Raw genomic sequence first — 24,857 nt, 5'->3', positions numbered from 1 at the left:
CAAGCCCCGACTTCAAGCCGCTCCTGGCACCGGCTTCAAGCCGCGCCCGGCACCGGCTGCAGCGACGCCAGCAGCGCGCCGCGCCCGGCGTGCGCGCCCAGCGCCGGCCCGGTTTCGACCAGGAAGGCCTGCTCCAGATCCAGCCGCCGCCGCAGCGCCTCCAGCAACCGCTCGCCGTCGACGCGCGCGTCGCAGTGGCCGACGATGGCGCGCCAGCGCTGCCCGCGCGGCGTGCGTCGGGCGATGTAGCCGGCGAACGCCTCCGGCGCGCCGGCGCGGGCGAACACGCCGCCGCTCACGCCCAGGCGCCCGTCGGCGCGCATCCGCGCGACCGGGGTCAGCCCGGTCCAGCGCGCCAGCCGCCCGGCCCAGGGCGGAATCCGCCCGCCGCGCACCGCGTGCGAGATGTCGCGCGCCATCGCCCAGGTCGTGGTCAGCGGCTTGAGCCGCTCCAGCTCGGCCCACACCGCCTCCGCGGCGATACCGTCGGCCGCCAGCTCGGCCGCGCGCCAGGCCATCAGCGCCTGGCCGCCGGCGGCGTTGCCGGTGTCGAACACCCGCACCCGCCGCGCATCGCTGCGCGCGGCGGCCTGTTCGCCGGCCTGCAAGGTGCCGGAGACCGCGCGCGACAGGCCCACGTACAGCACCTGTTCGCGATGGCCGAGCAGGAAATCGAAGACCCGGCGGAAGTCGCCCGGCGGCGGCTGGCTGGTGCGCGGCAGCTCGCCGCCGGCGGCCATGCGCCGGTAGAACTCGGCCGTGCTCAGGCCGGCCTTGTCGAGATAGTCGCGGCCGTCCACCGACACCCGCACCGGCACGGTCTGGATGCGGTAACGCTCGGCCAGCTCCTCGGGCAGGTCGGCGGCGCTGTCGGTCACCACCGCCAGCGCCTGCGCGCGCTCGATGCTGCGCTGCTGGGCGAGCATGTCGTCGGCCTTCATGCCCTCCACCGAGCCATAGCCGGCGCACACGTCGAACAAGGCCTGCGGCGCGCCGACGTGGCCGTGCACGCGCAGCCGCGCGGCGCCGCCGGCCAGCACCAGCGAATCGGCGCCGATCGCCTCCAGCGCATCGCGCAACGCCTCGCGCGGCAGGCCGTCGCCGAGCAGCAGGCATTCGCTGCACCAGCGCCGCAGCGGGTCGACCGCGTCGTGCGCGGCCGGCACCGCTTCGCCATGGTTGTGGCCGTGGCCGTCGCAGGCATCGTTGGCCGCGCCGGCCTCGCCGCGCATGCGCAGCGCGCGCGGGCCGCCGTCGACGAATTCGGCGATGCCCTCAAGCAGATCGACGAAGCCCTGCGCGCCGGCATCGACCACCCCGGCGCGCTGCAACACCGCCATCTGCAGCGGCGTGCGCGCCAGCGCGGTGCGCGCCCGCGCCAGCGCCTGGGCGAAGCCCGGGCGCGGATCGCCGTCGAGGCTGGCGCGCGCGGCCTCGTCCAGGGCGTCGGCGAAGGCGTTGATGACGCTGAGGATGGTGCCCTCGACCGGATGCGCCAGCGCCGCGCGCGCGTTGTCGGCGCCGTGGCGCACCGCCGCGGCCAGGGTCGCCGCGTCCAGCTGCGGCTGGGCGCGGGCGTATTCGGCCACGCCGAACAGGAACTGGGCCAGGATCGCCCCGGAGTTGCCGCGGGCGCCGTCGATGGCGTCGTCGCCGACCTGCTTGAGCAACTCGCCGATGTGGCGGCTGCGCCGGCTCAGCGCCCCGTTCAGCAGGCTGCCCAGGGTGTAGGCCAGGTTGCTGCCGGTGTCGCCGTCGGCGACCGGAAACACATTGATTCGATTGAGCGCGTCGCGCCCGGCGATGACCCGGCGCGCGCCGGCGATCAGGGCCCGGCGCAGGGCCGGGGCGGTCAGCGGCGGGCGAGGCGTAGGCATGAATGCGAGTCTGGCGCAAATGCGTGCCACGGCTTGCTGCGGCGCACAATAGGTCGTGCCGCAAGCCGCCGGATTCGGTACGCATTTCGCGTTATAGTCGGCAACTGCATCAGCGGTAACCGCACCGCTCCCCGTGAGGGGACCGCGCCGCTCCCCAAGGATTCCGCCATGTTACGGATCTGCCTGTGCCTGCTGTTCCTGTCCGCGAGCCTGGCCGTGGCACAGGCGAGCGCGCGCGAGGTGAGCAAGCTGAGCCCGAACGACGCCTGCGCCAGCAGCAACGGCGGCGCGGCCAAGGACGCGCCGGCGCGGCCGCAGGCGCGCGGCGGCAACCCGCCGCAGACCGCGCGCGACACCAAGGCCAAGCCCACCGTGCACAGCGATTCGGACAGCGGCAACCGGCTGCAGTCGCCGCGCTGGCATAATTTCCTGCCGGGCATGTTCCGCTGACGCGCGACGCTTAGCCCGCCTTCCGCCGGGTCCGCCTTGTTCGAGTTCCTGCGCCGCCTGCGGCGCCCCGCCGCCATCGACGACGCCCTGTGGCGCGACACCGTCGCCGCGGTGCCGTGGGCGCAGGCGCTGGACGCGCCGCGCCGCGAACGCCTGCGCGAGCTGGCCGCGCGCTTCCTGCACGAAAAGACCATCAGCCCGATCGGCGAATTCGAGCTCGGCGATCTGCAGCGCGCGCAACTGGCCGCGCTGTGCTGCCTGCCGCTGCTGGAGTTCGGCGCCGAAGGGCTGCGCGGCTGGTCGCAGCTGATCGTCTATCCCGAAGCGTTCCGGGTCGGCCGCACCCACGTGGACGCCGCCGGCGTACTGCACGAGTGGGAGGACGAGCTGATCGGCGAATCCTGGGAGGCCGGGCCGCTGATCCTGTCCTGGGCCGACGTCGCCGCCGACTGCGAAGACCCGCGCGCCGGCTTTTGCGTGGCCGCGCACGAGATGGCGCACAAGCTCGACGCGCTCGACGGCGCGCTCGACGGCACCCCGCCGCTGCCGCGGCCGTGGCAACGCGAATGGGCGCGCGATTTCCAAAGCGCGTACGACGCTTTCATCGAGCAGGTCGACAGCGGCGGCGAGGTGCTGATCGATCCTTACGCGGGCGAGGCGCCGGAGGAATTTTTCGCCGTCGCCACCGAATACCACTTCAGCGATCCGCACTCGCTGCGCGAGGCGATGCCGGAGGTGGCGGAGCATCTGCGGCGGTTGTACGGGGCGTCGCCGTTCGCTTGAGGGCGCGAGTGTTGCGCCACGTTCGGCGCGGAAAAGTAGCGTCGTTGCCGATGTTTCGCGGTCGCGGCTCGCGCCGCTCCTACAGGGGCTTCGGCCGCATCGCGATCTACCTGTAGGAGCGGCGCGAGCCGCGACCGCGTCAATACAACAACGTCGAAACCCACACCGCGTCCTGCGCCACGACGCCACCCGCCGCTCACAACCCCGGCGGCAATTTCACTTCGAACCGCGTACCGCCCAGTTCTTCCGACGGCGTGACATCGAGCGTGCCGCGATAACCGCGCACCAGATCCTGCACGATCGCCAGGCCGATGCCGTGGCCCTGCACGCGCTCGTCGCCGCGCACGCCGCGCTGCAGGATCGTGGCGACCTTCTCGGCCGGAATGCCCGGGCCGTCGTCGTCCACCGCCAGCAGCAGGCCGGGACGGCGATTGGATGCGGTCTCGCCGGGCTTGACCGTCAGCAGCACCCGCGAATTGGCCCATTTGAAGGCGTTTTCCAGCAGATTGCCGAGCAGTTCCTGCAGATCGCCCGGCTCGCCGTGGAACTGCACGCCATCGGCCAGATCGAACTCGCACAGGATGCCCTTGGACGAGTACACCTTCTCCAGCCCGCGCACGATCTCTTCGGCGTGCGGCTCGATCGCGATCGGCGCGGCGAACAGCGCATGGCCGCCGGACGCGGCGCGCGCGAGCTGGTAGGACACCAGCTCGTTCATGCGCCGCAGTTGCAGGTCGAGGTCTTCGCGCAGCTCCGGCTCCATCTTCGCGCCGCTGTCGTCGTCCAGGCGCGCGCGCAGCACCGCCAGCGGCGTTTTCAGGCTGTGGGCGAGATCGGCCAGGGTGTTGCGCTGGCGGTCGAGGTTCTCGCGCTCGCTCTCGATGAAGGCGTTGATGCTCTCGGTCAGCGGCTCCAGCTCGCGCGGGTGGCGCTCGCTCATGCGCGAGGCGGCGCCGCGCTGCACGCGCTTGAGCTCCTCGATCACGCGATTGAGCGGACGCAAACTCCACTGCATGATCAGCGCCTGCAACAGCAGCAAGATCACGCCGGCGCCGCCGAGGTAGCGCCACAGCGCCTGGCGGAACACGCCGACCTGATGGCGCAGCGCGCTGGTGTCCTCGAGGATGTAGATCGTGTACTGGAACTCGCTCTTGGGATCGCCGTCGGCGCTCCAGATCAGCCCGCGCCCGTAGCGATAAGCCTCGCCGGACTTGCCGTTGATTTCGGTCAGCGGCAGCGGGCCTTCGAACGATTCTTCGGCCGCCTTGAGCATGCCGCCGTCGGGCAGCACCGGCCCCTGCGCCGACATCGAATCCCAGTGCCCGTTGGGCAGGATCACCTCGGCGTACAGGCCGCTGCCGGGGCGGTCGAAGCGCGGGTCCGGAGGGTCGTAGGGCGGGATGATTTCGCCGCCGCGGCCGAAATCGGTGTCGGCGGCGTAAGCCAGCGCGTAGCTGGTCAGGCGCTGGCGCAGGTTGTTTTCGGCGGTTTCCAGGAACGCCCGGTCCAGCGCGACGCCGGCCAGGGCCAGGAACGCGAGCAGGCCGAGACTGGCCGCCAGCAACTGGCGCGCGCGCAACGAACGCGGCTGGCCCCAGCTCATGCCGGCCGCCGCGCGGTCGTGGCCGTCTGGGCCGCAGCGGTAGAAAACGCGGGCCGCATGGGTCCGAACTGCTCCTGGGACCGAACTGGGGAAAGAAAACGCCGCCGCAGGTGCGGCGGCCTATTGGATCGCCGCCGCGCGGAGGCTGTCAACGCGCGGCGGTGGAGCGGGCGATGCCGGAAAGGATCAATCGCCGCTGCGGGGGATGGCGAAACGGTAGCCGCGGCCGCGCACGGTCTCGATCGGCTTGAGCGCGCCGTCCGGATCGAGCTTCTTGCGCAGACGGCCGATGAAGACTTCCAGCACGTTGGAATCGCGGTCGAAATCCTGCTGGTAGATGTGCTCGGTCAGGTCGGCCTTGGAGACCAGTTCCCCGGCATGCATCATCAGATACTCGAGCACCTTGTACTCGTAGCTGGTGAGATCGACGTTGCCGCCATTGACGCTGACCGTCTGCGCGGCCAGGTCCAGCATCACCGGGCCGCATTCCAGGGTCGGCTTGCTCCAGCCGGCGGCGCGGCGGACCAGGGCGTTGAGGCGGGCCAGCAGCTCTTCGACGTGGAAGGGCTTGACCAGGTAGTCGTCGGCGCCCTGCTTGAGGCCCTCGACCTTGTCCTGCCAGCTCGAACGCGCGGTCAGGATCAGCACCGGGAATTTCTTGCCCTCGTCGCGCAACGCCTTGATCAGCTCCATGCCCGACATCTTCGGCAGGCCCAGGTCGATGATGCCCAGGTCGAACGGCACCTCGCGGCCCATGTACAGGCCCTCCTCGCCGTCTTGCGCGGCATCGACCGCGAAGCCCTCGCGCTTGAGGCGCGCAGCCAGGGTCTCGCGCAGCGGCGCTTCGTCTTCGACCAGCAGAATTCGCATGGGCACTCCCTTGATAAATTGCGGCCCGACAGGATCGTTTTGCGGACCGTCGGAGCGAAGGTTAGTCGTTATTGTTGTCGTCGCGGCGTGTAGGGCGGTCGTCGTCGCGGCGCCCGCCCCGCTGTTGCGGGTCGTCCATGTATACCCGGACCCGCCCGCTGGAATCGACTACTTTCACCCGATTGACGTCGCGGCCGTCGAAGGGAACGCGCTCGGCGCTCAAGACCTGGCCGCCGCCGCTTTCGCGCTCGAACCGACGTACCGAGTCGGACAGCGAGCTGCGCTCCTCGCGGCGCTCGTGCCCGCGCCAGCGGCCGTCGTCGTGCTGCGCCCAGGCGTTGCCGGCCGCCAGCGAGGCGACGAGCAGCAGCGACGGGACGCGGGCAGAGCGGATGCGCATGGCGTTCGGACGAGCCCCCAGCGGAACGATGAAGTGGCGAATAAGCGACGTGCCGGCATTTTCGGAACGCAGCGGTGAATCCGATCTGAACTTTTCCGGCGCCTTCAGGACGGCATTCAGCCCGCCCGGACCCCGGTCACATCGTAACCGCACGGGCGTGCGCGCCCTTCAGAACACCTCGCCGACGCAGCAGCGCAGCGAACCGCCGGCGGCCTCGATCGCGTCCAGTTCGACCGCGACCACGGCGAATCCGGCCGCCGCCAGGGCCTGCTGGGTGGCCGGGCGGGCGGCGCGCGCGGCGCCGGCGCTCATCCAAACCGTATACGTCGACAGCGCGATCGCGTTGGCGACGAAGCCGGCCTGCTCGGCCGCGTCGAGCACGATCCCGCGCGGGCCGTAGAACCCGGCGATGGCCGCGGCCACGGCCGGATCGGCGAAACCGGCGGGGCTGACCAGCGCGGCGCGGCCGGCCAGCACCGCCAGCACCACGTTGGTGTGGTACTCGCCGGGGGCCAGGTCGAACAGCAGGGTCGCGCGCAGGCCGAAGGCCTCGTGCATCAGCGCCGCGCCGCGCTCGTCGCAGCGCTCCGACAGGCCGGCGTAGCCCAGGCCGCGGGCGCGGTCGATCACCAGCGCGCCGGTCAGCTCGCACGGGTGGGTCTGCCGCGACAGGTCGCGTTCCTCGTAGCCCAGCACCTGCTCGAAGAAGCCGCGGATGTCGGCGCGCTCGGCTTCGCGCTGGCGCACCGGGTGGCGCATGCGCCCGACCAGGTAGCGTGGCGCGGCCCCGGCCGCGCGCACGGTGGCGAAGACGTTGTTGGGGAACAGCGCATCCGGGGTGTCGGCGTCGCCGGCGAAGCTGATCGTCGGCAGGGTCTGCGACAGCGCCAGGTGCAGGGCGCGGTGCTGGGCGCCGGCGCGGCCGGGGTCGAAGTCCTCGGCCGCGGCCATGTAGCGGTTGTCGTCGGCCGATTGCTCGGCGCGGGCGAACCCGTCCGGGGCGACCAGGAACGCCGCGCGCGCGGTGGCCGCGCCGAAGTCGGGCGCGAGGGTGCGGGCGTGCTCGAAGAAGGCGGTCGGGTCGCGGGAGATCATCGGCGGGCGCTCAGGCGGAGGGTCGATACGCGCCGCGGCGTCCGCTGTGGGCGGTGGCGCGGTCGAGGGAATGGCGGAGCGGAGAGCGGCCGCCGCTCGGAAAACAGCGGATCGCAGTGCGCGGGCGCGCGCTCAGGCGGCATCGCGCGCGGCGAAGGATTCGGTGACCTCCAGCGCGCGCTCGATCAGCGCCCAGTCCGCGCCGGGGCGGTGCGCGCCCTCGCTGAGGATCTGCCGGAACGCGCGGCCGCCGCGCTCGCCGTGGAACAAGCCGAGCAGGTGGCGGGCGATGTGCTTGAGCAAGGCGCCGCGTTCGAGCTGGGCTTCCACGTACGGGCGCAGCGCGCGCAGCAGCTCGGCGCGGCTGCGCTCGACGCCGCCGAACCAGGCCACGTCCAGCCGGTGCAGCAAATACGGGTCGTGGTACGCGGCGCGGCCGAGCATGGCGCCGTCGGCGTGCTGCAGGTGCGCGGTCGCCTCGGCCAGATCGGCGATGCCGCCGTTGACCACCACTTGCAGTTGCGGCCGCTCCTGCTTGAGCCGGTAGGCCCAGTCGTAGCGCAGCGGCGGCACTTCGCGGTTCTCCTTCGGCGACAGGCCCTTGAGCCAGGCGTTGCGGGCGTGCACGACGAAGCTGCGGCAGCCGGCCGCGGCGACCCGGTCGATGAAATCGAGGAACACTTCGAAGCGGTGCTCGTCGTCGACGCCGAGCCGGCACTTGACCGTGACCGGCACAGCGCAGGCGCCGATCATCGCCGCCACCGACTCGGCCACCAGGTCCGGTTCGCGCATCAGGCAGGCGCCGAAGCGGCCGGCCTGGACCCGGTCGGACGGGCAGCCGCAGTTGAGGTTGATCTCGTCGAAACCCCAGTCCGCACCGATCCGCGCCGCCTGCGCCAGCAGCGCCGGCTCGCTGCCGCCGAGCTGCAGCGCCACCGGGTGCTCGACCGGATCCATCGCCAGCAGGCGCTCGCGGTCGCCGTGGATGACGGCGTTGGCGTGGACCATCTCGCTGTACAGGCGCGCGTGCGGGGCGATGAGGCGGTGGAAGACCCGGCAGTGGGAGTCGGTCCAATCCATCATCGGCGCCACCGACAGGCGCAGCTGCGGCGCGTCGATGGCGGGGGAAACGGCGGCGGCGGGCGGGGAAACGGCGTTCATTGCGGCCATTGTAAGGCCTCGGGCACGGGCGGCCGGGCGCGGGCGGGCCGCTGCGGCGCAAGCGCCTGCGGGCGCGCGGGCCGCCGCTGCGGCCGGAATCCAGGGCGGATCCGCGGTGCGCCGGCGCCGCCCGCCCCTGCGCCGCGACCGCCGCCGAACCTCTCGCGACCGCGCACGCCGCCCTCGCCGCATGCACCAGACGTGCCTTTCATCGCCGGAAAACTGCGACTGAAGCTGCTAATCCGCGTTCCGGCGGCTCGGCGGATGCCATTTTTACGTGGCTTTCATCTGCCTGAGTACAGCTTCAAGCTGCGCCTGGACGCGCCCAAGGGGGACGTCGGCCTACCGCCGCTACGCTATGCACACACTCGAACGTCGTTCGCGCTCCGCAGCCCTGCGTTTCGCTATCGCGCTGGCCGCGCTGGCGGTGCTGTGCGCGCCGGCCGCGCAGGCCCAGTTCAAGGTCTCCTCGACCTTCCGCAGCAACACCGAACCGGGCTGGACCATCACCGGCACCAACAACGCCGGCACCGACGACAGCGGCATCCTCACCGGCGGCTATGGCGCCATTCCCAACAACGTCAACGACGCCAACGGCAGCGGCTGGCTGCGCCTGACCACGGGGCAGAACAACCAGCAGGGCCTGGCCTTGTACACCGGCGGCTCGTTCCCGTCCTCGCAGGGCGTCACGGTCGAGTTCGACTACGTCAACTGGGGCGGCAACGGCGCCGACGGCACCACGTTCTTCCTCTACGACGCCACCGGCACCATGGCCGGCGCCCAGCCCGGCGGCTCGCTGGGCTATTGCTACGGCAACGGCGCTTACCTCGGCATCGGCCTGGACGAGTTCGGCAACTTTTCCGGCCAGTTGCCCGGCGTCAGCGGCGGCTGTCCGAACGGCAGCGGCAGCCCCGGCAGCCAGGCCGACCGGCTGGTGCTGCGCGGCCCGACCAGCGACAGCAACCGCTGGCTCGCCGGCGCGTCGGTCGGCGGCGGCGGCATCGACTCGCCCGGCGCCACCACCCGCCCGACCAGCAACCACCTGATGGTGGCGCTGATCCCGAACACGCCGCAGCCCGGCTACACGGTGACCGTCTCGCAGGGCCCGACCGGCGGCACCCAGACCACGCTGTTCAACAACATCAACTTCAATTACACCGCGCCGGCCAACCTGCGCATGGGCTACGCCGCCTCCACCGGCGGGCTCAACAACATCCACGAGGTGCGCAACGTGCTGGCCTCGGTGCCGGCCGACGTGGGCATCGTCAAGACCGTGTCGGCCGCGCGCATCCGCCGCGGCCAGCCGGTCACCTACACCCTGGTGGTCAGCAACAACGACATCAATCCGGTCGTGGCCGGCAACCAGGCGCCGAGCATTCCCGGCACCGACGCGGCCGACATCGCCGACACCTTCCCGACCCAGGTCACCGGCGTGAGCTGGACCTGCGCCGCCAGCGCCGGCTCGACCTGCCCGTCGGCCACCGGCACCGGCAACCTCGCCATCGCCGGCGGCTATTCGATGCTGCCCGGCGGCACCCTGACCTTCACCGTGACCGGCACGGTCGCCAACAACGCAGCCTGCAACGCCACGGTGACCAACACCGCCACCGTCGCGTTCTCCACCACCGACCGCTTCGGCGACATCAACCCCACCAACAACAGCTCCAGCGCGAACTTCGCGGTGGACTGCGTGAACCTGTCGGTGGACAAGACCGCGACCCCGGCCAGCTTCACCGCCGGCAGCACCGGCACCTACACCATCGCGGTCAGCAACGCCGGCAACATCGCCACGGTCGGCCAGCTCACCGTCACCGACGCGCTGCCGGCCGGGCTCAGCGTGCCCGACGGCGCGGTCGCGCTGAGCGGCCCCAACGCGGCCAACTGGGCCTGCACCGCGGCCTCCAACACCCTCACCTGCCAAAGCAATACGGCCATCGCCGCCGCCGGCAGTTCGAGTTTCGCCTTCGTCGTGAACGTCGCCTTCGCCGCGACCGGCCCGCTGATCAACACGGCGCAAGTGGCCGGCGGCGGCGATCCCAACTGCACCCTGGCCACGCCCTGCCCCGACTCGACCCCGACCAGCACCCCGGTGGTCAGGCCGTCGGTGAGCCTGCGCATCAACAAGACCGACAGCAGCGGCACCTACACGCCCGGCGGCAGCGCCAGCTATGTGCTCACCGCCTGCAACCCGAACGGCCCGGACCCGGCCAACGGCGCGACCATCGCCGACACCCTGCCGGCCGGCGCGACCCTGAGCGGCCCCTGGAGCTGCGTCGGCAGCGGCGCCACCCCGGGCACCTGCCCGGCCAACGGCGGCGCGGCCGGCGGCAACGCGATCAGCGTCGCCAACGTGGTGCTGCCGGTCGGCGGCTGCGTCAGCGTCACCGTGCCGGTGAGCTTCAGTTCGAATCCGGCCAATTACTGAGGCGCAGCGCCGCTCGCCGGAACGGAAAAAGCCGCGCGGCTGAGCCGCGCGGCTTGGAACAACCCCGGATTTCGATGGCCGTTTACGAGCGCACCGTCACCCGCCAGCAACGCTTGCCCTGTTGCGTCCAGTCGATCTCGACCGGCAGGAACTTCTCGATCAGGCGCGCGTTGCTGGACAGATGATCGCTGACGAAGGCGGTGGTGAACTCGCCGCCGCCGGCCAGCGCCATCGGCAACAGCAACTGGTCGGACAGGTGCTCGCTCACCGCCGCGTCCGCGCCCAGGTACTCGGACACGCGTCGCGCCAGACCGGCCGCGACCTGCTCGGCGCCGACGCCGCGCTCGCCGAGCGCGTCGAACAGCTCGGTGTGCTGGCCCTCGCCGCTCACCCGCAGCATCAACACATTGGCCGGGCTCTGTGCGGTCGGCGCGCGGCGCAGGTGCAGCGCGTCGGGACGCAGTTTCAACTGCTCGGCCAGCGCTTGCAGTTCGCGCTGGCCGATCGAGTCGGCCAGCGACGCCAACAGCGCGGTCGCCTCCAATCGCGGCGCGGGATCGCGCTGGTCGAAAGTCGCCTCGCGCAAGGCCGTGCCGGCCGCGATGCGCAACTGCACGCAGCCGCCGCCGGCCGGGAAGAAGCCGTGGCGATGCAGCGCGAACGAGGTCTCCACGCCGAAGCGGCGCAACGCCGGCAGATAGCAGTCGGCGAGGAAGTCCGCGCTCGGCGCCAGCGGGTTATGGGTGCCGCCTTCGACGCTGATTTCCGAAGCCGCATCGCACGACCACAGCGCCGGCAGCACGGTCTGCAACACCAGCGTCGCCGAACCGGCGGTACCGATGGAGAAACGGTAGCGGCCCGGCTGCACCTGGCCCGGCACGAAGCGCAGCGTGGTCGCGCCGAGCTGGGCACCATCGACGTAAGCGCGGCCGACCTGCGCGGCCGCGCCGACCGCGGTGAGGTGCTGGCGCATCAGGCCCGGGCGCTTGCGCTTCGCGCGGATGTGCTGCATCTCGAACGCGGTGCCGGTGCACAGGCTCAGCGCCAGCGCCGTGCGCAGCAACTGGCCGCCGCCGCTCGCGCCGCTGATTTCGATCAATTCCATTTTCTTGTCCATGGTTCCACTCGCTTGGACGGTCTCGGCCGTCCTTCGCTTTTCCTTTGTCTGTCCGTTATCCGGGCGGCGCCTGGCCGCCCATGGTTTTCGTTTTCGTCTTCGTCATCGCCCGGCGCTCAACCCTTCACGCACACGACCTGACGCAGGGTATGCACGATCTCGACCAGGTCGCTCTGAGCGGCCATGACCGCGTCGATCGACTTGTAGGCGGCCGGCGACTCGTCGACCACCTCGGCGTCCTTGCGGCATTCCACGTGCGCGGTGGCGCGAGCGTGCTCTTCCAGGCTGATGCGCTTCTTCGCCTCGGTGCGGCTCATCACGCGGCCGGCGCCGTGGCTGCAGCTATGGAAGCTGTCGGCGTTGCCCAGGCCGCGCACGATGAAGCTCTTGGCGCCCATGCTGCCCGGAATGATGCCCAGCTCGCCCTTGCGCGCGCTCACCGCGCCCTTGCGCGTCACCAGCACGTTCTTGCCGAAGTGGTGCTCGCGGTTGACGTAGTTGTGATGGCAGTTGACCGCCTCGGCCTGCGCTTCGAACGGCTTGGCGATGACCTTGCGCGCCGCGTCGACCACATGCCGCATCATGATCTCGCGGTTGTTGCGCGCGAACTGCTGCGCCCACTCCACCGCGAACACGTAGTCGGCGTAGTGCTCGCTGCCTTCCGGCAAGTACGCGAGATCCTGATCCGGCAGATTGATCATCCAGCGGCGCATGTCCTGCTTGGCCAGCTCGATGAAGTGGCTGCCGATGGCGTTGCCGACGCCGCGCGAACCCGAGTGCAGCATGAACCACACGCGCTGCTCCTCGTCCAGGCAGACTTCGACGAAGTGGTTGCCGGTGCCCAAGGTGCCCAGGTGGCTCAAGTGATTGCTGCGCTCGAGCTTGGGGTGCTTGGCGACGATGCGGTCGAAGCCCTCGTGCAAGCGCTCCCAGGCCTGCAGCGACGCCGCCGGCGGGTTGGCCCAGGCGCCCTTGTCGCGCACGCCGCGGCCGACGGTGCGGCCGTGCGGCACGGCCTTCTCGATCGCCGCACGCAGCGGGCCGAGCTGATCCGGCAGGTCGCTCGCCACCAGCGTGGTGCGCACCGCGATCATGCCGCAGCCGATGTCCACGCCGACCGCGGCCGGCACGATCGCGCCCAAGGTCGGCACCACCGAGCCCACGGTCGCGCCCTTGCCCAGGTGCACGTCGGGCATCACCGCGATCCAGCGGTGCACGAACGGCAGCTTGGCGATGTTCTGCAACTGGCGGCGCGCTTCGTCTTCCAGCGGCACGCCGCGGGTCCAATGCTTGATCGGCACCGAGCCGTGGTCGTGGATGACGTCGTAGTTGGCGTTGGCATTGGCGTTCATGGGTGTTGCTCCTGCGGGTCGGGCTTCGTGCCCGTGGCTCATTCGAGCCGATGAAAAGGACGACGCCTTGCGGCGCTTGCGGCCAGCGCGTGCGCCGGGCCGAGATCTTGCGAAGAACAAACGCTCCACACGGAGACGAGAGGGTGGCGGACACGTTCAGACACCCAAAGTTTGTGTAGTCCGCCAAGCATTCGCCGTGCGTTGCGTGATCGAGTGCGGCCGCCCTGCGACTAGGGGTGGCGAAACGTTTTTCCTATGCTCTCCCACTGAGCTACCGTCGATACAGTCGGTGACGAGTGGGAGTCGAACCCACGACCTTAGGCTTGGATGTAGTTTCACCGGCATTCGCCGGACGACCGCGTAAAACATTCGAAACAATAAAAAACCGAAGCATCGAGACCATAGGCGACGGAACGTTTCCTGCTCTATCCAACTGAGCTACCGCCTCGCGGCGGGCGGGACTCGAACCCGCGACCTGGACAATCATGATGTAGTTCCGCCAGCATTCGCGATGCATCGGCCGTCCAACCTTGGCCGGCGGGCACCATTGCCCGCCGGCGTCTTCCCTGCGCCGCCTCGCACCTCCCTGGCGCGTGCGGCCGGCGGGCCGTCCTGGCCCGCCGCGCGGATGCGATCCGTGCATCCGCGTCGCGGCGCGTCCCTGCGCCGCGGCGGCGACGTTCCTTGTCGCCGCCTGTTGCTCGCTCAACCGCCGGGGCTCACAGCGCGATCGAACCGATCCGCTCGGCCCAGCGCGCGCTGTCGCCGCCCTGCGCGGCGAACACCGCGATCAGCTCGAACACCGCATCGCTGAAACCGCCGACGTGCAGCACGTCGGCCGACTCCACCGTCTGCGCGGTCGCCACCGGCTGCAGGTCGATGCAGACCAGCCGCGCGTTCGGGTTGCGCGCCTTCATCTGCGCCCACTCGCGCATGGTCGCGGTCGCGCCGCCCTGGCGGGTGTCGCGCCAACTCTCGTTGTCCGACACCAACACCACCAGATCGACCTTGGCCCGCTCGCTGTTCAACGCCGCGAACGGCGCGCTGACGCAGGTGCCGCCGCCGCACAAGGCGGCCAGCTGCGCGGCCTGGGTCATGACGCTGTCGCGCGGGTTCAAGCGCAGCGAACGCACCGAGGTGTCGAACGGCAGCACTCGCGCGCCCGGGTGCTTGCGCTGGATGCACGCGGCGATCAACGCCGCCACGTCCACGCAGCGCACCTTGCTGGTCGCGCCCTTGCGATAGCCGGTGACCGGCGAGCTCATCGAACCCGACACGTCCACCGCCACCACCACCTCGCCGTCCAGGGCCGGCACCTGCCGGGTCGCGATCTCCATCGCGTCCTGCAAGGCCTCCAGGATCGGCGCCGGCAATCCGCCGCCGGCGTTGTAGGCGCTCATCAGCTGGTACGGGAACGCCCGCGCCTTGGCGATGGCGCGCTCGTCGCGCAAACGCGCCGCGACCTCGGCCACCCGCCGCGGATCCTCGAACACTCCGTGACGCTGGAAGGTGTTGAGGTTCATGCGCAGGGTCTGCCAGGACACGTTGCGCGCCAGCTCGCCCCATTGCGCCGCCTCCAGCGGCAGCGAGGCGAAGTACTGGAACGGCAGCTTCGGCAGCGGGCCGCGGCGGTCGCGCTTGAACGCCTCGTACTCGCGCACCAGCGCCGGCAACGCGCTTTCCTCGTACGGCTTGCCGATCAGCCAGGCGTACAGCGCGGCGCGCTGCGCGTCGGCCGGCTTCGGCCGGACCATCTTGATCACGTCGGCCAGCGAAGGATCGTTGCCGACCGCCGCGCTCAACAGTTGCTCGACCGAAGCGTTCTCGATCCACTGGCGCACCAGCCGCTTGGGCCGCGAGCCCAGCGACTTGCGCCCCACCCGGCCGCTGCGCAGGATCTGCACGAAGTTGCGCAGCATGCGGCCGTTGTCGACCACGCGCGGGAACGCGCGCTGCATCGACTCGCCGTCGCGCAAGCTCAGGCTGGCCAGCAGCAGCGCCGGCATGTCCTTCATGTGGCCGCGCTCGCGGGCATAGACCGCGGTCTTGGCGACGAAGCCGGCATCGGCCACGGCGCTGAGCTGGAGCACGTAATCGAGCTGCTCGTCGGCGCTGGCGTAGTAGGTGCCGTTCAAGCAACCGGTGGCCGCGTACAGCGCCAGCGCCGACTCGGGACGGCGCGCATACGCCAGGCCGCCGGCCTCGTTGCGCACGCTCGCCTTCGGGGCGAGGCGGTTGCGCAGGGAGGCGAAGAGCGAAGTGTTGGCCATCGGGGCATTCCTTTGTTCTGGACTTGCCTGGACTAGAGCAATGGTCGTGCCAACTTTTTCGTCGCGATATCAACTGATTGAAATTAAATGATTTTGTTCTTTTTTTGCCGTCGCTTCTCGCCAATCGCCCTTTCCCATTTATATACTAAGATATCGATATTTATCTGATTGGATAACCCATGAAGCGCCAGGTCGTCATCGGCATGCTCGGCACCCAGCTCGACGCCGCCTCCGGCGCCGGCCGTTGGGAGAAGTGGCGCCCGACCGTGTCGCTGGGCATGCACGAGGACTTCCTGCTCGACCGCCTGGAGCTGCTCGCCGACGAGCGCCGCTTCGATCGCCTCGCCAGCCAAGTCGCCGCCGACCTCGCCCAGGTCTCGCCGGAAAGCGACATCCGCCGCCACGACGTCTACCTCAGCGATCCCTGGGACTTCGAGACGGTCTACGGCGTGCTCGACGACTTCGTGCGCGGCTACGAGTTCCGCCCGGACGAGGAGGACTACTACGTCCACATCACCACCGGCACCCACGTCTCGCAGATCTGCTGGTTCCTGCTGGCCGAAAGCCGGCTGTTCCCCGGCCGGCTGTTGCAGACCGCGCCGCCGCGCAAGCAGGACGGGCGCTCGCCGGGCAGCTACGCGGTGATCGACCTGGACCTGTCGCGCTACGACCGCATCGCGCAACGCTTCGCCGAGCAGCGCCTGCACGACCGCGATCTGCTCAAGAGCGGCATCGCCACGCGCAACCCGGCGTTCAACCGCATGATCGAGCAGATCGAGACCGTGGCCACGCGCTCGAAATCGCCGATGCTGCTGATGGGCCCGACCGGCGCCGGCAAGAGCCAGCTGGCGCGGCGCGTGTTCGACCTGAAGAAGCAGAAACACCAGTTACCCGGCCGTTTCGTCGAGGTCAACTGCGCGACCCTGCGCGGCGACGGCGCGATGAGCACATTGTTCGGCCATATCAAGGGCGCCTACACGGGCGCTGCGGCCGACCGCGCCGGGCTGCTGCGCTCGGCCCACCAGGGCTTGCTGTTCCTCGACGAAATCGGCGAGCTGGGCCTGGACGAACAGGCGATGCTGCTGCGCGCGCTGGAGGAAAAGCGCTTCCTGCCGGTCGGCGGCGACAAGGAGGTGGAGAGCGATTTCCAGCTCATCGCCGGCACCAACCGCGACCTGCAGATCAGCGTGCTGGAAGGGCGTTTTCGCGACGATCTGCTGGCGCGTCTGAACTTGTGGACGTATCGCCTGCCCGGCCTGGCCGAGCGCGCCGAGGACATCGAGCCGAACCTGGAGTTCGAACTGGAACGGCATTCGCGCGAGAACCACCAGCGGGTGACCTTCAATCGCGAGGCGCGCGCGCGTTACCTCGCCTTCGCGCTCAGCGGCGAGGCGCGCTGGACCGGCAATTTCCGCGACCTCGGCGCCTCGGTGATGCGGCTGGCGACATTGGCCGAGGGCGGGCGCATCCGCGCCGATCTGGTCGAGGAAGAGATCGGCCGCCTGCGCGCGCAGTGGCACGGCGCGCGCCCGGCGTCGCTGCTGGACGAACTGCTCGGCGCGCAGGCCGGCGAGCTCGACCGGTTCGACCGCGTGCAACTGGAAGACGTGCTGACGGTGTGCCGACGCAGCAAGACGTTGTCGCAGGCCGGCCGCGAGCTGTTCGCGGTGTCGCGCGCGAGCAAGGCCAGCAGCAACGACGCCGACCGGCTGCGCAAGTACCTGGCACGGTTCGGGTTGGACTGGGAGCGCGTTCGCGCGAACGGATAAGTTACGTCTGAGCGCCTTCGCGCTAGCGGATAAACAACGTCAGAGCGCGTTCGCGCTAACAGATGGAAATGTCCAGGCGCGTCGGCATCACCCGCACGCGCCCGCATCAGCGCACGGCGGCCGACGCGCCGGCCGCCGCCTCAGCGCAAGCCGGTCACTGCACCCCGGCGTTGCGCAACTCGTGGTCGGCCACGATCGCCGCGGCGTTCTGCGCCAGGCCCGCCGGGCCGGTGACGCAGCTGACATAGACGAAGGTGCGCGAGCCGCGAGTCAGCGTGCCGACCTGCCAGCGCACCGACTCGGCGCCGGTGTCGACCTCGCCGGTCTTGACCATCGGCGGCTCGCCGCCGGCCATCGAGCCGGAGTGCGCGATCACCCGGCCGCGCGAGGCGATGATGAAGCCCTGCGGCTGCAGGCTCTCGCGCACGCTGGCCACGGCCTGGCGCGAGACCGGCAACTGGTTGTCGAACAAGCGCTGCAGGAAACGCATCTGCTCGTTCGGCGAAATCTGCAGCGAGCCGCCGTTCCAGTACTCGCCGCCGCTGCGGGTGTCGGCGTTGCCGTAGTTGAAGCGGCTCAGATATTCGCCCATGCGCGCCGAGCCCATTTCGCGGTCGAGATCGCGGAAATAGCCGGACGAGGAATAGGCCAGGGCCTGATCGAGGCGCTCGCCGCCGGACACGCGACCGCTGTTGCGCACCACCGAGGCGTCGAGCCCGGCCAGCGCCGCGGCGATCTCGTAGGTCGCCCCCGGCGACACCCGCCGGTCGCAGCCGTTGGCGGGCTGGCGGCGCAGTTCGATGCCGTTGGTGTCGGCCAGCAGGAAGCACACCTGGATCGGCGTCGGCGGCGGTTGCGGCGAGGCCCCGGGCGGCAGCGGCCGCACCAGGCCTTGCGCCGCCAGCGGCGGCGCGAACGCGGCGACGCACAGCGCGGCGAGCGCGGCGCGGACGAGGATCGTGGCGGAACGGGGCGCGCGGACCGGAACGGCGCGTTCGTTGGAGGCATTCATGCCTGCGGACTCCTTGCGTGAGCGCGACCGGCGCAGGCGCGCCGCCGAGGGCGCAGTGGCCGCGCGGGACGCCCAGCATGCCACGCCGGCCACGACGTTTTCGAGCGCGGCCGCGCAGCGCCGCCGCCCGCCGCGGCCCGGCGCTTGACCCCAAGCGCGCTGGAGGTCCTATGCTCGCGTTCCGCTGCCGCCGCTCCCCAGGACCGCATGACCGCCACGCCCCCGATCGATCCTCCCGCCGACGGCGACGCCCGCGACGGCGCCGCGCCGCTGGCCCGCGCGCAGGGCCGCCGCGGCGACTGGTCGGTGATCGCCTCGCTGCTGCCTTACCTGCGCCCCTACCTGGGCCGCATCGCCCTGGCCCTGCTGATGGTGCTGGCGGCCAAGCTGCTGAACCTGTACGTGCCGATGGCGCTCAAGCAGCTCATCGACCGGCTCAACGTGCCGCTCACGCCGCTGCTGCTGCCGGTCGGGCTGCTGCTGGCCTATGGCGCCTCGCGCATCGGGGTGACGCTGTTCACCGAACTGCGCCAGGTGGTGTTCGCACGGGTGATGGCGCGCACCTCGCGCCAGGTCACCCTGCAGGTGTTCCGCCACCTGCACGGGCTGAGCCTGCGCTTCCACCTGGCCCGCCGCACCGGCGGGGTGGCGCGCGATGTCGAGCGCGGCGGCAGCGCGATTTCCGACCTGCTCGACTGGACCCTCTACACCATCGTGCCGGTGCTGATCGAGGTGACCCTGGTGACCGCGGTGCTGGTGTGGATCTACGACTGGCGCTTCGCCGCGGTCGCGATCGGCACCTTGCTGCTCTACGGCCTGTGGACGGTGGCGGTGACCGAATGGCGCACGCGTTATTACCGCGCCACGGTCGAGGCCGACACCCGCGCCAACGAGCGCGCGGTGGATTCGCTGCTCAACTACGAGACGGTCAAGTACTTCAACAACGAAGAACACGAAGCGCGCCGCTACGACGAGAACCTGCGCCACCTGGAGAACGCCCAGGTGATGTCGATCAAGACCCTGGCCGTGCTCAACCTCGGCCAGAGCCTGGTGGTGGCGCTGGGCGTGACCGCGATGATGTGGCTGGCCGCGCAGGGCGTGGTCGAAGGCCGCATGACCGTCGGCGACCTGGTGCTGGTCAACGCCTACCTGCTGCAGCTGTCGGCGCCGTTGTTCATGCTCGGCATGATGTACCGCGAAGTGAAGCAGGCGCTGACCAACATGGAGCGTCTGTTCGGCCTGCTCGACGAACGCCAGGACGTGCGCGACAGCGCCGGCGCGGTGGCGCTGGCGTCGGCGCGGCCGGCGGTGCGTTTCCGCGAAGTGCGCTTCGGCTACGACCCGCGCCGCGAGATCCTGCGCGGCGTGGATTTCGACATCCCCGCCGGCGCCACCGTCGCCGTGGTTGGCCACTCGGGTTCGGGCAAATCGACGCTGGCGCGGCTGCTGTACCGCTTCTACGACGTCGAAACCGGCGCGATCGAGATCGACGGTACCGACCTGCGCGCGCTGTCGCAATCGTCGCTGCGCGGCGCCATCGGCATCGTTCCGCAGGACACGGTGCTGTTCAACGACACCATCGGCTACAACATCCGCTACGGCCGGCCCGAAGCCGGCGAGGCCGAAGTCGAGGCGGCCGCGCGCGCGGCGCACATCCACGACTTCATCAAAGGGCTGCCCGACGGCTACGACACCCCGGTCGGCGAGCGCGGCCTGAAGCTGTCGGGCGGCGAGAAGCAGCGCGTGGCGATCGCCCGCGCCCTGCTCAAGAACCCGTCGATCCTGATCTTCGACGAAGCCACCTCGGCCCTGGACTCCAAGTCCGAGCGCGCGATCCAGGCCGAACTCGACCGCCTGGCGGTGGGGCGCACCACCCTGGTGATCGCGCACCGCCTGTCGACGGTGATGGATGCCGACCAGATCCTGGTGATGGACGCCGGCCGCATTCTCGAACGCGGCACGCATGCGCAGTTGCTGGCGCTGGACGGCGTGTATGCGCAGATGTGGGACCTGCAATTGCGCCAAGGCGACGAAACGCCCGCCTGAGCCCACGCTCGGGATGCAAACCCCGCCCGCCCCCTGTAGGAGCGCCGCAAGTCGCGACCGCGAATCCACGACTTGCGGCGCAAGCCCGAAGCCCCGCAGTCGCGGCTCGCGCCGCTCCTACAGGTAGCCCATCGGCCTGCGCGATCACTCGGCGCGCGGAGCCTCCCAGACCATGTACACATCGGCGCGCTGGTAGTGCGAGCCCGGCCGCGGCGCCGGGCGATGGCGGAAGCCGACGCTCTCGTACAGCTTCAACGCCGGCGCCAGCTTGGTGCTCGACTCCAGGAACAATTCGCGGCCGCCCATCTGCGCGAAGGCCTCGATGGCGCCGCGCATCAGCCGCCGGCCGATGCCGCCGCCGCGCAGTTCCGGCGCCACCGCCATCTTGGTCAGTTCGACGCTGCCGTCCTCGTACGGCAGCAACGCGACCGTGCCCAGGGCGCGGTCGTCGGCATCGATGGCGAACAGGATGCGGCCGCCGCCCGCGAGCAGATGCGTTTGCGGGTCGCCGAGCACCTCGCGGTCGATCGGCTCGACCACGAACCAGCGCTCGAGCCATTCGATGTTGAGGCGGGCGAAATCCTCGCGCCAGCGCGGGTGGTAGTCGACGATGCGGACGCTGTCGGCGGCAATCGCAGGAGGTATCGGAGCGCTCATGCCGCGATGATAGCCGCGCCGCCGCAGCGCCGCGCTTCGACCAAAGGCGCAGGCCGCGGCGAACGCGGACCGCGGCCGATGCCGCCGCGGCGGCTCAGCCCTTGCCCTGCCCTTTGCCGCCCTGCGCGGGCGGATGCTTGCCGCCCTGCGGCTTGGCGGAGCCGGCCTTGCCCGCCGCCTTGCCCGGCTTGGCCTTGTCGCCGGCCTTGGCGTCCTTGGCCTTCGCCGGCGCCGGCGTTTCCACGTCGCGGAACGGGCGGTTGGGGTAATCGCGGCGCAACTCGCTGTCGATCAGGATCGGCCGACCCCAGCGGTCGTAGGTGGGCACGAAGCCGCGCTTGAGCTTGTGGAAATCGCCCGAGCCGGGCTTGATCCCGAGCCGCTGCGCGACCGCGCCCCAGCCTTCGGCGTGGTCGCGATCCCATTCGTCGACCACGTAGCGGCACGGGCGGCCCAGCACCTGGGCGATGGCGCAGGCGTAGTAGACATCGCCCGGCGTCCAGCGGCGGCGGTCGAGCAGTTCGCCGACCAGTTCGCGCGGCGCGCCGTAGTAACGCACCATCTCGTCGACGAACGGCTCGCGATAGCGCGCGCCGTAGCGGTTGATGTCGCCCAGCCACACGTCCACCCAGCCGTCGCCGCTGCGCGGCTGCCAGCCTTGCGGCAGGTCCTGGGCGTGCAGGGGCGTGCCCAGCAGCGCCGCCAGCGAGGCGGTCAGGGCGAAGAATTTTCGTTTCAGCGGATGCGGCATGGGCGGGTTCCTCGCGTCGTCGTCGCGTCGGCACAGTCGCTGGATGCGGATGCCGGATCCGGGCGTTTGGCCCGGCCACCTGGGCTAGATCGGGCTGGCCGGGCGCGGATCAACGCACGGCGCGGCGCCAGTTCAGCGCGCAGCCACGGCGCGTTAGCGATCCAGTCAGCAGCGCGGCAGATTCAGCGCGAGAGGGTGAACTTACCGAAGGCCACGCCCAGATCCCAGCCCTGGCCGGTGCCGGCCAGCGCCAGCGAGACCTCGCCCTTGGTCATCACCTGGGCCTTGCTCGAACGCGCCGCGCCGGCGTGGGCCTCGGCCGAGGCGTAGCTGCCGAGCACGTCGGAGATGCGGTGCACGCCGGCGAATTCGCCGGTGCCGTGATCGATGCGCGACTTGCCGACGGTGAGCCCGCCGCCCTTGGCGCGGATCTTCACCCCGAAGCTCTGGCCGTTGCTGCAGCTGACCGTGCCCGAGCCGGACGAGGTCTTGTAGAACACCGACCAACCCGACATCGAGAAGCGCAGCTTGCAGGTCAGCGTGCCGCCGGCCGCGGCGGTGCCCGGCAGCGCGAACGCGGCCAGCAGCGCGGCGGCGAGCGCGGCGCGACGCGCGCGGCGGAAGCGCGACGGGCCGTAGCCTGCAGCGCGGACGGAAGCATGGGACATGGCGGGCCTCGTGCGGACGGAGCGCGGACGCCGGCGGCGGCCGCGGGGAAAGCAGGCTATCACCCCATGCTTACGCCTGCCGCCGTTGCCGCGCGCAGCGGCGGCCGCAAGCGGCGACGGCGCCCCGTGGGGCGCCGTCGCGGTGGAACGGGAGGCGGGCTGTCTCGCGGCGGCGGGGCCGGCGCCGGGGCAGCGTCGATCAGGCCAAGATCGCAGCGCGGATCGAACCGGACCGATTCAGATCGGACCGATCGACCGGCGCCGATCAATCGTCGTCGCGATCGCGCCAGCGGCCGTTGTGGCGGCCGTGATCGTAATAACGGTTGTCCCAGCGATGATCGTTGCGGCGATCGTAGCGGGCGTCGTAATAGGTGCTGCGGCACTTGCCGTGCTTGTTGCAGTCGCGATCGTAGTAGCGGCGGTCGTCGTAGCGACGGTCGTTCGCGTAATAGCGCGGCGGCGGCGCCGGGCGATAGCGGTAATCGGCGTAGCGCGGGGCGTTGCGGTAGTAGGTCGGCCGGCCCCAGCGATCGTGGACCACGACCAGGCGGTCGTTGTAGCCGTAGTTGCCGTAGCGCCAGTACGGGGTGTTGTTGCGCACGATCACGTCGGCGATGTCGACGATGACCCGGGTCAGATCGTCGGCGCGGGCCGGCGCGGGCAGCGCGACGGCCGCCGCGCCGAGACCGGCGGCGAGAGCGACGGGGGCGAGCCAGCGGGAAAGAACGGTCATGGCGGTCTCCTGGGGGATGCCCGCATCGTCGGCGGGCAGTGCGACTTTGCGGCCGCCAGGGTGAACCGGTTTTTAACCGTTCGCGCCGCTTTCACGGCCGCTTAGTCGCGGTTGCCGCGCGCTGCGGCGCGGGCGCAGGCTGGTACCGTTTTCAGCCGGCTTCGGCCGCGCGCGCCAGCTCGCGCACCGTCTGCGGCAGGTCGGCGGCGCTGGTCACCCGGCGCAGACGCGGCGCGTCGGCGGCCACCTCGGCTTCGTTCTCGTGTGCCCAGGTGGTGTGGTACGGGACGTGGATGCCCCAGCCGCCGAGCTCCAGCACCGGCGCGATGTCCGAGCGCAGCGAATTGCCGATCATCGCGAACTGCGCCGCCGGCAGGCCGAACTCGCGCAGCAGCCGGGCGTAGGTGCCGGCGTCCTTCTCGCTGACGATCTCGATGCGGCGGAACAGGTCGGCCAGGCCGCACTGCTTGACCTTGGCTTCCTGATGGAACAGGTCGCCCTTGGTGATCAGCACGACCTCGAAGTCCGCGGCGATCGCCGCCACCGCATCGGCGATGCCCGGCAGCATCTCGACCGGGTGGCGCAGCAAGTCCTTGCCCAGCTCGACGATGCGGTGCAGGTCGGCCGCGCTGATGCGCTGGCCGGTGATCGCCACCGCCGCCTCGATCATCGACAAGGTCATGCCTTTGACGCCGTAACCGAACACGCCGATGTTGTTCTTCTCGATCTCGTACAGGCGCTCGTGCAGGCGCGCGTCGCCGAGATCGACGTACTGGCCGACGATGCGCTCGAAATCGAGCTGGGCCTGGTCGAAGTAATCCTGGCTGCGCCAGAGGGTGTCGTCGGCGTCGAAGCCGACCATGCGAAGAGGTGCGCTCATGCGCAGATTATCGCGCATTTGCGTGACGCCCACGGTGGGCGCGGCGGCGCGCGCGCGGCCGCCAGGCGGCGCACAGCGGCGCGGCGCGACCGCAGTCGCAAATCCGCGCCGGCGCCGCGAAGGGCCGGCGCGAGAGACCTACAAAAAAAGGGCGGCCGCAAGGCCGCCCTTCGCACAACGCAGGAAGTTCCTGCACCCCAAGGGGGCGGCCGGGCTGGCCCGGCCGCCCTGACTGCGCTTACTTGCCGCCGCTGCTGGCGGCGCCGCCGCCCGACTGGGCCTTGGCGACGTAATTCTTGTACTCGTCCGGCGTCAGCTGGCCGTTGGCGTCGCTGTCGGCCTGCTCGAACACCTGGCTCAGCGCCGGCACGGCCGAGGCCTCGCCCTTGCTGAGGTTGCCGCTCTTGTCGGTGTCGACGTCGGCCCAGCTCTTCTTCTGCGCGCTCGGCGCCGGCGCCGCGGTGGCGGCGGCCGGATCCTGGGCGGCGCTGGAAGCGGCCGCGTCGCCGGTCGGCGGCGCCTGGTCGGCGGCCGACTGGGCGAACGCCATCGGCGCGGCCAGCGCGGCGGTCAGGGCCAGGGTAGCGATCAGCGGCTTGCGGGACTTGATGTTCATCCGTCGGTACTCCTTCGGTAGGTGAGCCGTGGTGCGAAACGCCGCCTCGTCGTCGGCGCATCGCAGGGCGTGTGGTGCTGCGAAGCACGGGTCCACCTTGCCGCCGCGGTTCTGAACCGATCACCGCGCGCGAGAGTTAAAGCTACGTTCGTTTAACCACCACGCCGCGCACAGCGGTTAGGCACGACACGAATCGCGGCGACGCAGCGCGGCAAAACGTGACTCGGCGCGGCAAATCGTTAGCGCTTCGTTCGGCGCGATTCGCTGAACGCAACACAACCTTTACGAATGCGCGGCGCGATGCGGTGGCGGGTGCTGCGTT

Annotated in this window: 21 protein-coding genes; 5 read left to right on the top strand and 16 right to left on the bottom strand. The window is 70.6% G+C overall.

Annotated features, from left to right (window positions below; all coding sequences use genetic code 11):
* Positions 1 to 35: 35 nt before the first annotated feature.
* Positions 36 to 1,877: a DegV family protein gene (locus tag BLU84_RS01930; protein ID WP_074862185.1), complete on the bottom strand. Its 1,842-nt coding sequence runs from the start codon at positions 1,875 to 1,877 to the stop codon at positions 36 to 38.
* A gap of 168 nt (positions 1,878 to 2,045) precedes the next feature.
* Here BLU84_RS01930 and BLU84_RS01925 point away from each other — a divergent pair, with 168 nt between their 5' ends.
* Together BLU84_RS01925 and BLU84_RS01920 are read left to right on the top strand one after the other, a co-directional pair.
* Positions 2,046 to 2,327, top strand: a complete 282-nt coding sequence (locus BLU84_RS01925; protein WP_074862182.1) for a hypothetical protein — start codon at positions 2,046 to 2,048, stop codon at positions 2,325 to 2,327.
* Between the two features lie 36 nt (positions 2,328 to 2,363).
* Entirely contained in the window at positions 2,364 to 3,110 is a 747-nt protein-coding gene (locus BLU84_RS01920; protein WP_074862179.1) for a M90 family metallopeptidase, read from the top strand.
* A gap of 196 nt (positions 3,111 to 3,306) precedes the next feature.
* On the opposite strand, the gene BLU84_RS01915 is transcribed toward BLU84_RS01920, so the two are convergent.
* From BLU84_RS01915 to dusA, 5 genes are all read right to left on the bottom strand, one after another.
* Entirely contained in the window at positions 3,307 to 4,713 is a 1,407-nt protein-coding gene (locus BLU84_RS01915) for an ATP-binding protein (protein WP_074862176.1), read from the bottom strand.
* 186 nt (positions 4,714 to 4,899) lie between these two features.
* Positions 4,900 to 5,583 (bottom strand): response regulator transcription factor, encoded by a 684-nt coding sequence (locus tag BLU84_RS01910; RefSeq protein WP_031372686.1) that lies wholly within the window; start codon positions 5,581 to 5,583, stop codon positions 4,900 to 4,902.
* A 61-nt stretch (positions 5,584 to 5,644) separates the two neighbouring features.
* A complete protein-coding gene (locus BLU84_RS01905) occupies positions 5,645 to 5,983 on the bottom strand; it encodes a hypothetical protein (RefSeq protein ID WP_074862173.1) in 339 nt (112 codons plus the stop codon).
* 168 nt (positions 5,984 to 6,151) lie between these two features.
* Positions 6,152 to 7,078, bottom strand: a complete 927-nt coding sequence (locus BLU84_RS01900; RefSeq protein ID WP_074862169.1) for an arginine deiminase-related protein — start codon at positions 7,076 to 7,078, stop codon at positions 6,152 to 6,154.
* A 132-nt stretch (positions 7,079 to 7,210) separates the two neighbouring features.
* Complete coding sequence (dusA, locus tag BLU84_RS01895) at positions 7,211 to 8,239, bottom strand: tRNA dihydrouridine(20/20a) synthase DusA (RefSeq protein WP_074862166.1); 1,029 nt, start codon at positions 8,237 to 8,239, stop codon at positions 7,211 to 7,213.
* Between the two features lie 358 nt (positions 8,240 to 8,597).
* On the opposite strand from dusA, the gene BLU84_RS01890 reads away from it, so the two are divergent.
* Complete coding sequence (locus tag BLU84_RS01890) at positions 8,598 to 10,664, top strand: DUF7933 domain-containing protein (RefSeq protein ID WP_074862163.1); 2,067 nt, start codon at positions 8,598 to 8,600, stop codon at positions 10,662 to 10,664.
* A gap of 82 nt (positions 10,665 to 10,746) precedes the next feature.
* On the opposite strand, the gene rtcA is transcribed toward BLU84_RS01890, so the two are convergent.
* The 3 genes from rtcA to BLU84_RS01875 all read right to left on the bottom strand — a co-directional run bounded on the left by rtcA (position 10,747) and on the right by BLU84_RS01875 (position 15,403).
* Positions 10,747 to 11,781 carry an RNA 3'-terminal phosphate cyclase gene (gene rtcA, locus BLU84_RS01885; RefSeq protein WP_233431042.1) on the bottom strand — a complete coding sequence of 345 codons (1,035 nt, stop codon included), beginning with the start codon at positions 11,779 to 11,781 and terminating at the stop codon, positions 10,747 to 10,749.
* Positions 11,782 to 11,897: 116 nt separating this feature from the next.
* The gene (locus BLU84_RS01880; RefSeq protein ID WP_074862159.1) at positions 11,898 to 13,133 is read right to left on the bottom strand and encodes an RtcB family protein; all 1,236 of its coding nucleotides are present in this window, start codon (positions 13,131 to 13,133) and stop codon (positions 11,898 to 11,900) included.
* Between the two features lie 719 nt (positions 13,134 to 13,852).
* Positions 13,853 to 15,403, bottom strand: a complete 1,551-nt coding sequence (locus tag BLU84_RS01875) for a vWA domain-containing protein (protein ID WP_074862156.1) — start codon at positions 15,401 to 15,403, stop codon at positions 13,853 to 13,855.
* A gap of 179 nt (positions 15,404 to 15,582) precedes the next feature.
* Here BLU84_RS01875 and rtcR point away from each other — a divergent pair, with 179 nt between their 5' ends.
* Positions 15,583 to 17,172: an RNA repair transcriptional activator RtcR gene (gene rtcR / locus BLU84_RS01870; protein WP_074862153.1), complete on the top strand. Its 1,590-nt coding sequence runs from the start codon at positions 15,583 to 15,585 to the stop codon at positions 17,170 to 17,172.
* Positions 17,173 to 17,326: 154 nt separating this feature from the next.
* On the opposite strand, the gene BLU84_RS01865 is transcribed toward rtcR, so the two are convergent.
* A complete protein-coding gene (locus tag BLU84_RS01865) occupies positions 17,327 to 18,184 on the bottom strand; it encodes a penicillin-binding transpeptidase domain-containing protein (protein ID WP_074862150.1) in 858 nt (285 codons plus the stop codon).
* A 207-nt stretch (positions 18,185 to 18,391) separates the two neighbouring features.
* On the opposite strand from BLU84_RS01865, the gene BLU84_RS01860 reads away from it, so the two are divergent.
* A complete protein-coding gene (locus tag BLU84_RS01860; protein WP_074862147.1) occupies positions 18,392 to 20,230 on the top strand; it encodes an ABCB family ABC transporter ATP-binding protein/permease in 1,839 nt (612 codons plus the stop codon).
* 144 nt (positions 20,231 to 20,374) lie between these two features.
* Here the strand turns inward: BLU84_RS01860 and BLU84_RS01855 are convergent, their stop codons facing one another.
* The 6 genes from BLU84_RS01855 to BLU84_RS01830 form a co-directional block, all read right to left on the bottom strand.
* On the bottom strand, positions 20,375 to 20,887 hold the full coding sequence (locus BLU84_RS01855; RefSeq protein ID WP_083382247.1) for a GNAT family N-acetyltransferase: 513 nt from the start codon (positions 20,885 to 20,887) through the stop codon (positions 20,375 to 20,377).
* Between the two features lie 94 nt (positions 20,888 to 20,981).
* Entirely contained in the window at positions 20,982 to 21,638 is a 657-nt protein-coding gene (locus BLU84_RS01850; protein WP_074862144.1) for a hypothetical protein, read from the bottom strand.
* Between the two features lie 182 nt (positions 21,639 to 21,820).
* Complete coding sequence (locus BLU84_RS01845; protein ID WP_233431041.1) at positions 21,821 to 22,306, bottom strand: hypothetical protein; 486 nt, start codon at positions 22,304 to 22,306, stop codon at positions 21,821 to 21,823.
* 265 nt (positions 22,307 to 22,571) lie between these two features.
* Positions 22,572 to 23,039: a hypothetical protein gene (locus tag BLU84_RS01840; RefSeq protein ID WP_074862141.1), complete on the bottom strand. Its 468-nt coding sequence runs from the start codon at positions 23,037 to 23,039 to the stop codon at positions 22,572 to 22,574.
* A 151-nt stretch (positions 23,040 to 23,190) separates the two neighbouring features.
* On the bottom strand, positions 23,191 to 23,919 hold the full coding sequence (locus BLU84_RS01835; protein WP_074862138.1) for an HAD family hydrolase: 729 nt from the start codon (positions 23,917 to 23,919) through the stop codon (positions 23,191 to 23,193).
* Positions 23,920 to 24,157: 238 nt separating this feature from the next.
* Positions 24,158 to 24,535 (bottom strand): EF-hand domain-containing protein, encoded by a 378-nt coding sequence (locus BLU84_RS01830; RefSeq protein ID WP_074862136.1) that lies wholly within the window; start codon positions 24,533 to 24,535, stop codon positions 24,158 to 24,160.
* Positions 24,536 to 24,857: the final 322 nt, after the last annotated feature.

Source organism: Lysobacter enzymogenes (assembly GCF_900106525.1).
Lineage (GTDB): Bacteria > Pseudomonadota > Gammaproteobacteria > Xanthomonadales > Xanthomonadaceae > Lysobacter > Lysobacter enzymogenes.
The sequence above is the reverse complement of the archived record's forward strand: the minus strand, read 5'-3'. Positions and strand labels throughout refer to the sequence as shown.

Coding starts and splice junctions, on each gene's coding strand:
- BLU84_RS01930 (WP_074862185.1), bottom strand. CDS start 1,877: ATGCCTACGCCTCGCCCGCCGCTGACCGCCCCGGCCCTGCGCCGGGCC.
- BLU84_RS01925 (WP_074862182.1), top strand. CDS start 2,046: ATGTTACGGATCTGCCTGTGCCTGCTGTTCCTGTCCGCGAGCCTGGCC.
- BLU84_RS01915 (WP_074862176.1), bottom strand. CDS start 4,713: ATGAGCTGGGGCCAGCCGCGTTCGTTGCGCGCGCGCCAGTTGCTGGCG.
- BLU84_RS01910 (WP_031372686.1), bottom strand. CDS start 5,583: ATGCGAATTCTGCTGGTCGAAGACGAAGCGCCGCTGCGCGAGACCCTG.
- BLU84_RS01905 (WP_074862173.1), bottom strand. CDS start 5,983: ATGCGCATCCGCTCTGCCCGCGTCCCGTCGCTGCTGCTCGTCGCCTCG.
- BLU84_RS01900 (WP_074862169.1), bottom strand. CDS start 7,078: ATGATCTCCCGCGACCCGACCGCCTTCTTCGAGCACGCCCGCACCCTC.
- dusA (WP_074862166.1), bottom strand. CDS start 8,239: ATGAACGCCGTTTCCCCGCCCGCCGCCGCCGTTTCCCCCGCCATCGAC.
- BLU84_RS01890 (WP_074862163.1), top strand. CDS start 8,598: ATGCACACACTCGAACGTCGTTCGCGCTCCGCAGCCCTGCGTTTCGCT.
- rtcA (WP_233431042.1), bottom strand. CDS start 11,781: ATGGACAAGAAAATGGAATTGATCGAAATCAGCGGCGCGAGCGGCGGC.
- BLU84_RS01880 (WP_074862159.1), bottom strand. CDS start 13,133: ATGAACGCCAATGCCAACGCCAACTACGACGTCATCCACGACCACGGC.
- BLU84_RS01875 (WP_074862156.1), bottom strand. CDS start 15,403: ATGGCCAACACTTCGCTCTTCGCCTCCCTGCGCAACCGCCTCGCCCCG.
- rtcR (WP_074862153.1), top strand. CDS start 15,583: ATGAAGCGCCAGGTCGTCATCGGCATGCTCGGCACCCAGCTCGACGCC.
- BLU84_RS01865 (WP_074862150.1), bottom strand. CDS start 18,184: ATGAATGCCTCCAACGAACGCGCCGTTCCGGTCCGCGCGCCCCGTTCC.
- BLU84_RS01860 (WP_074862147.1), top strand. CDS start 18,392: ATGACCGCCACGCCCCCGATCGATCCTCCCGCCGACGGCGACGCCCGC.
- BLU84_RS01855 (WP_083382247.1), bottom strand. CDS start 20,887: ATGAGCGCTCCGATACCTCCTGCGATTGCCGCCGACAGCGTCCGCATC.
- BLU84_RS01850 (WP_074862144.1), bottom strand. CDS start 21,638: ATGCCGCATCCGCTGAAACGAAAATTCTTCGCCCTGACCGCCTCGCTG.
- BLU84_RS01845 (WP_233431041.1), bottom strand. CDS start 22,306: ATGTCCCATGCTTCCGTCCGCGCTGCAGGCTACGGCCCGTCGCGCTTC.
- BLU84_RS01840 (WP_074862141.1), bottom strand. CDS start 23,039: ATGACCGTTCTTTCCCGCTGGCTCGCCCCCGTCGCTCTCGCCGCCGGT.
- BLU84_RS01835 (WP_074862138.1), bottom strand. CDS start 23,919: ATGAGCGCACCTCTTCGCATGGTCGGCTTCGACGCCGACGACACCCTC.
- BLU84_RS01830 (WP_074862136.1), bottom strand. CDS start 24,535: ATGAACATCAAGTCCCGCAAGCCGCTGATCGCTACCCTGGCCCTGACC.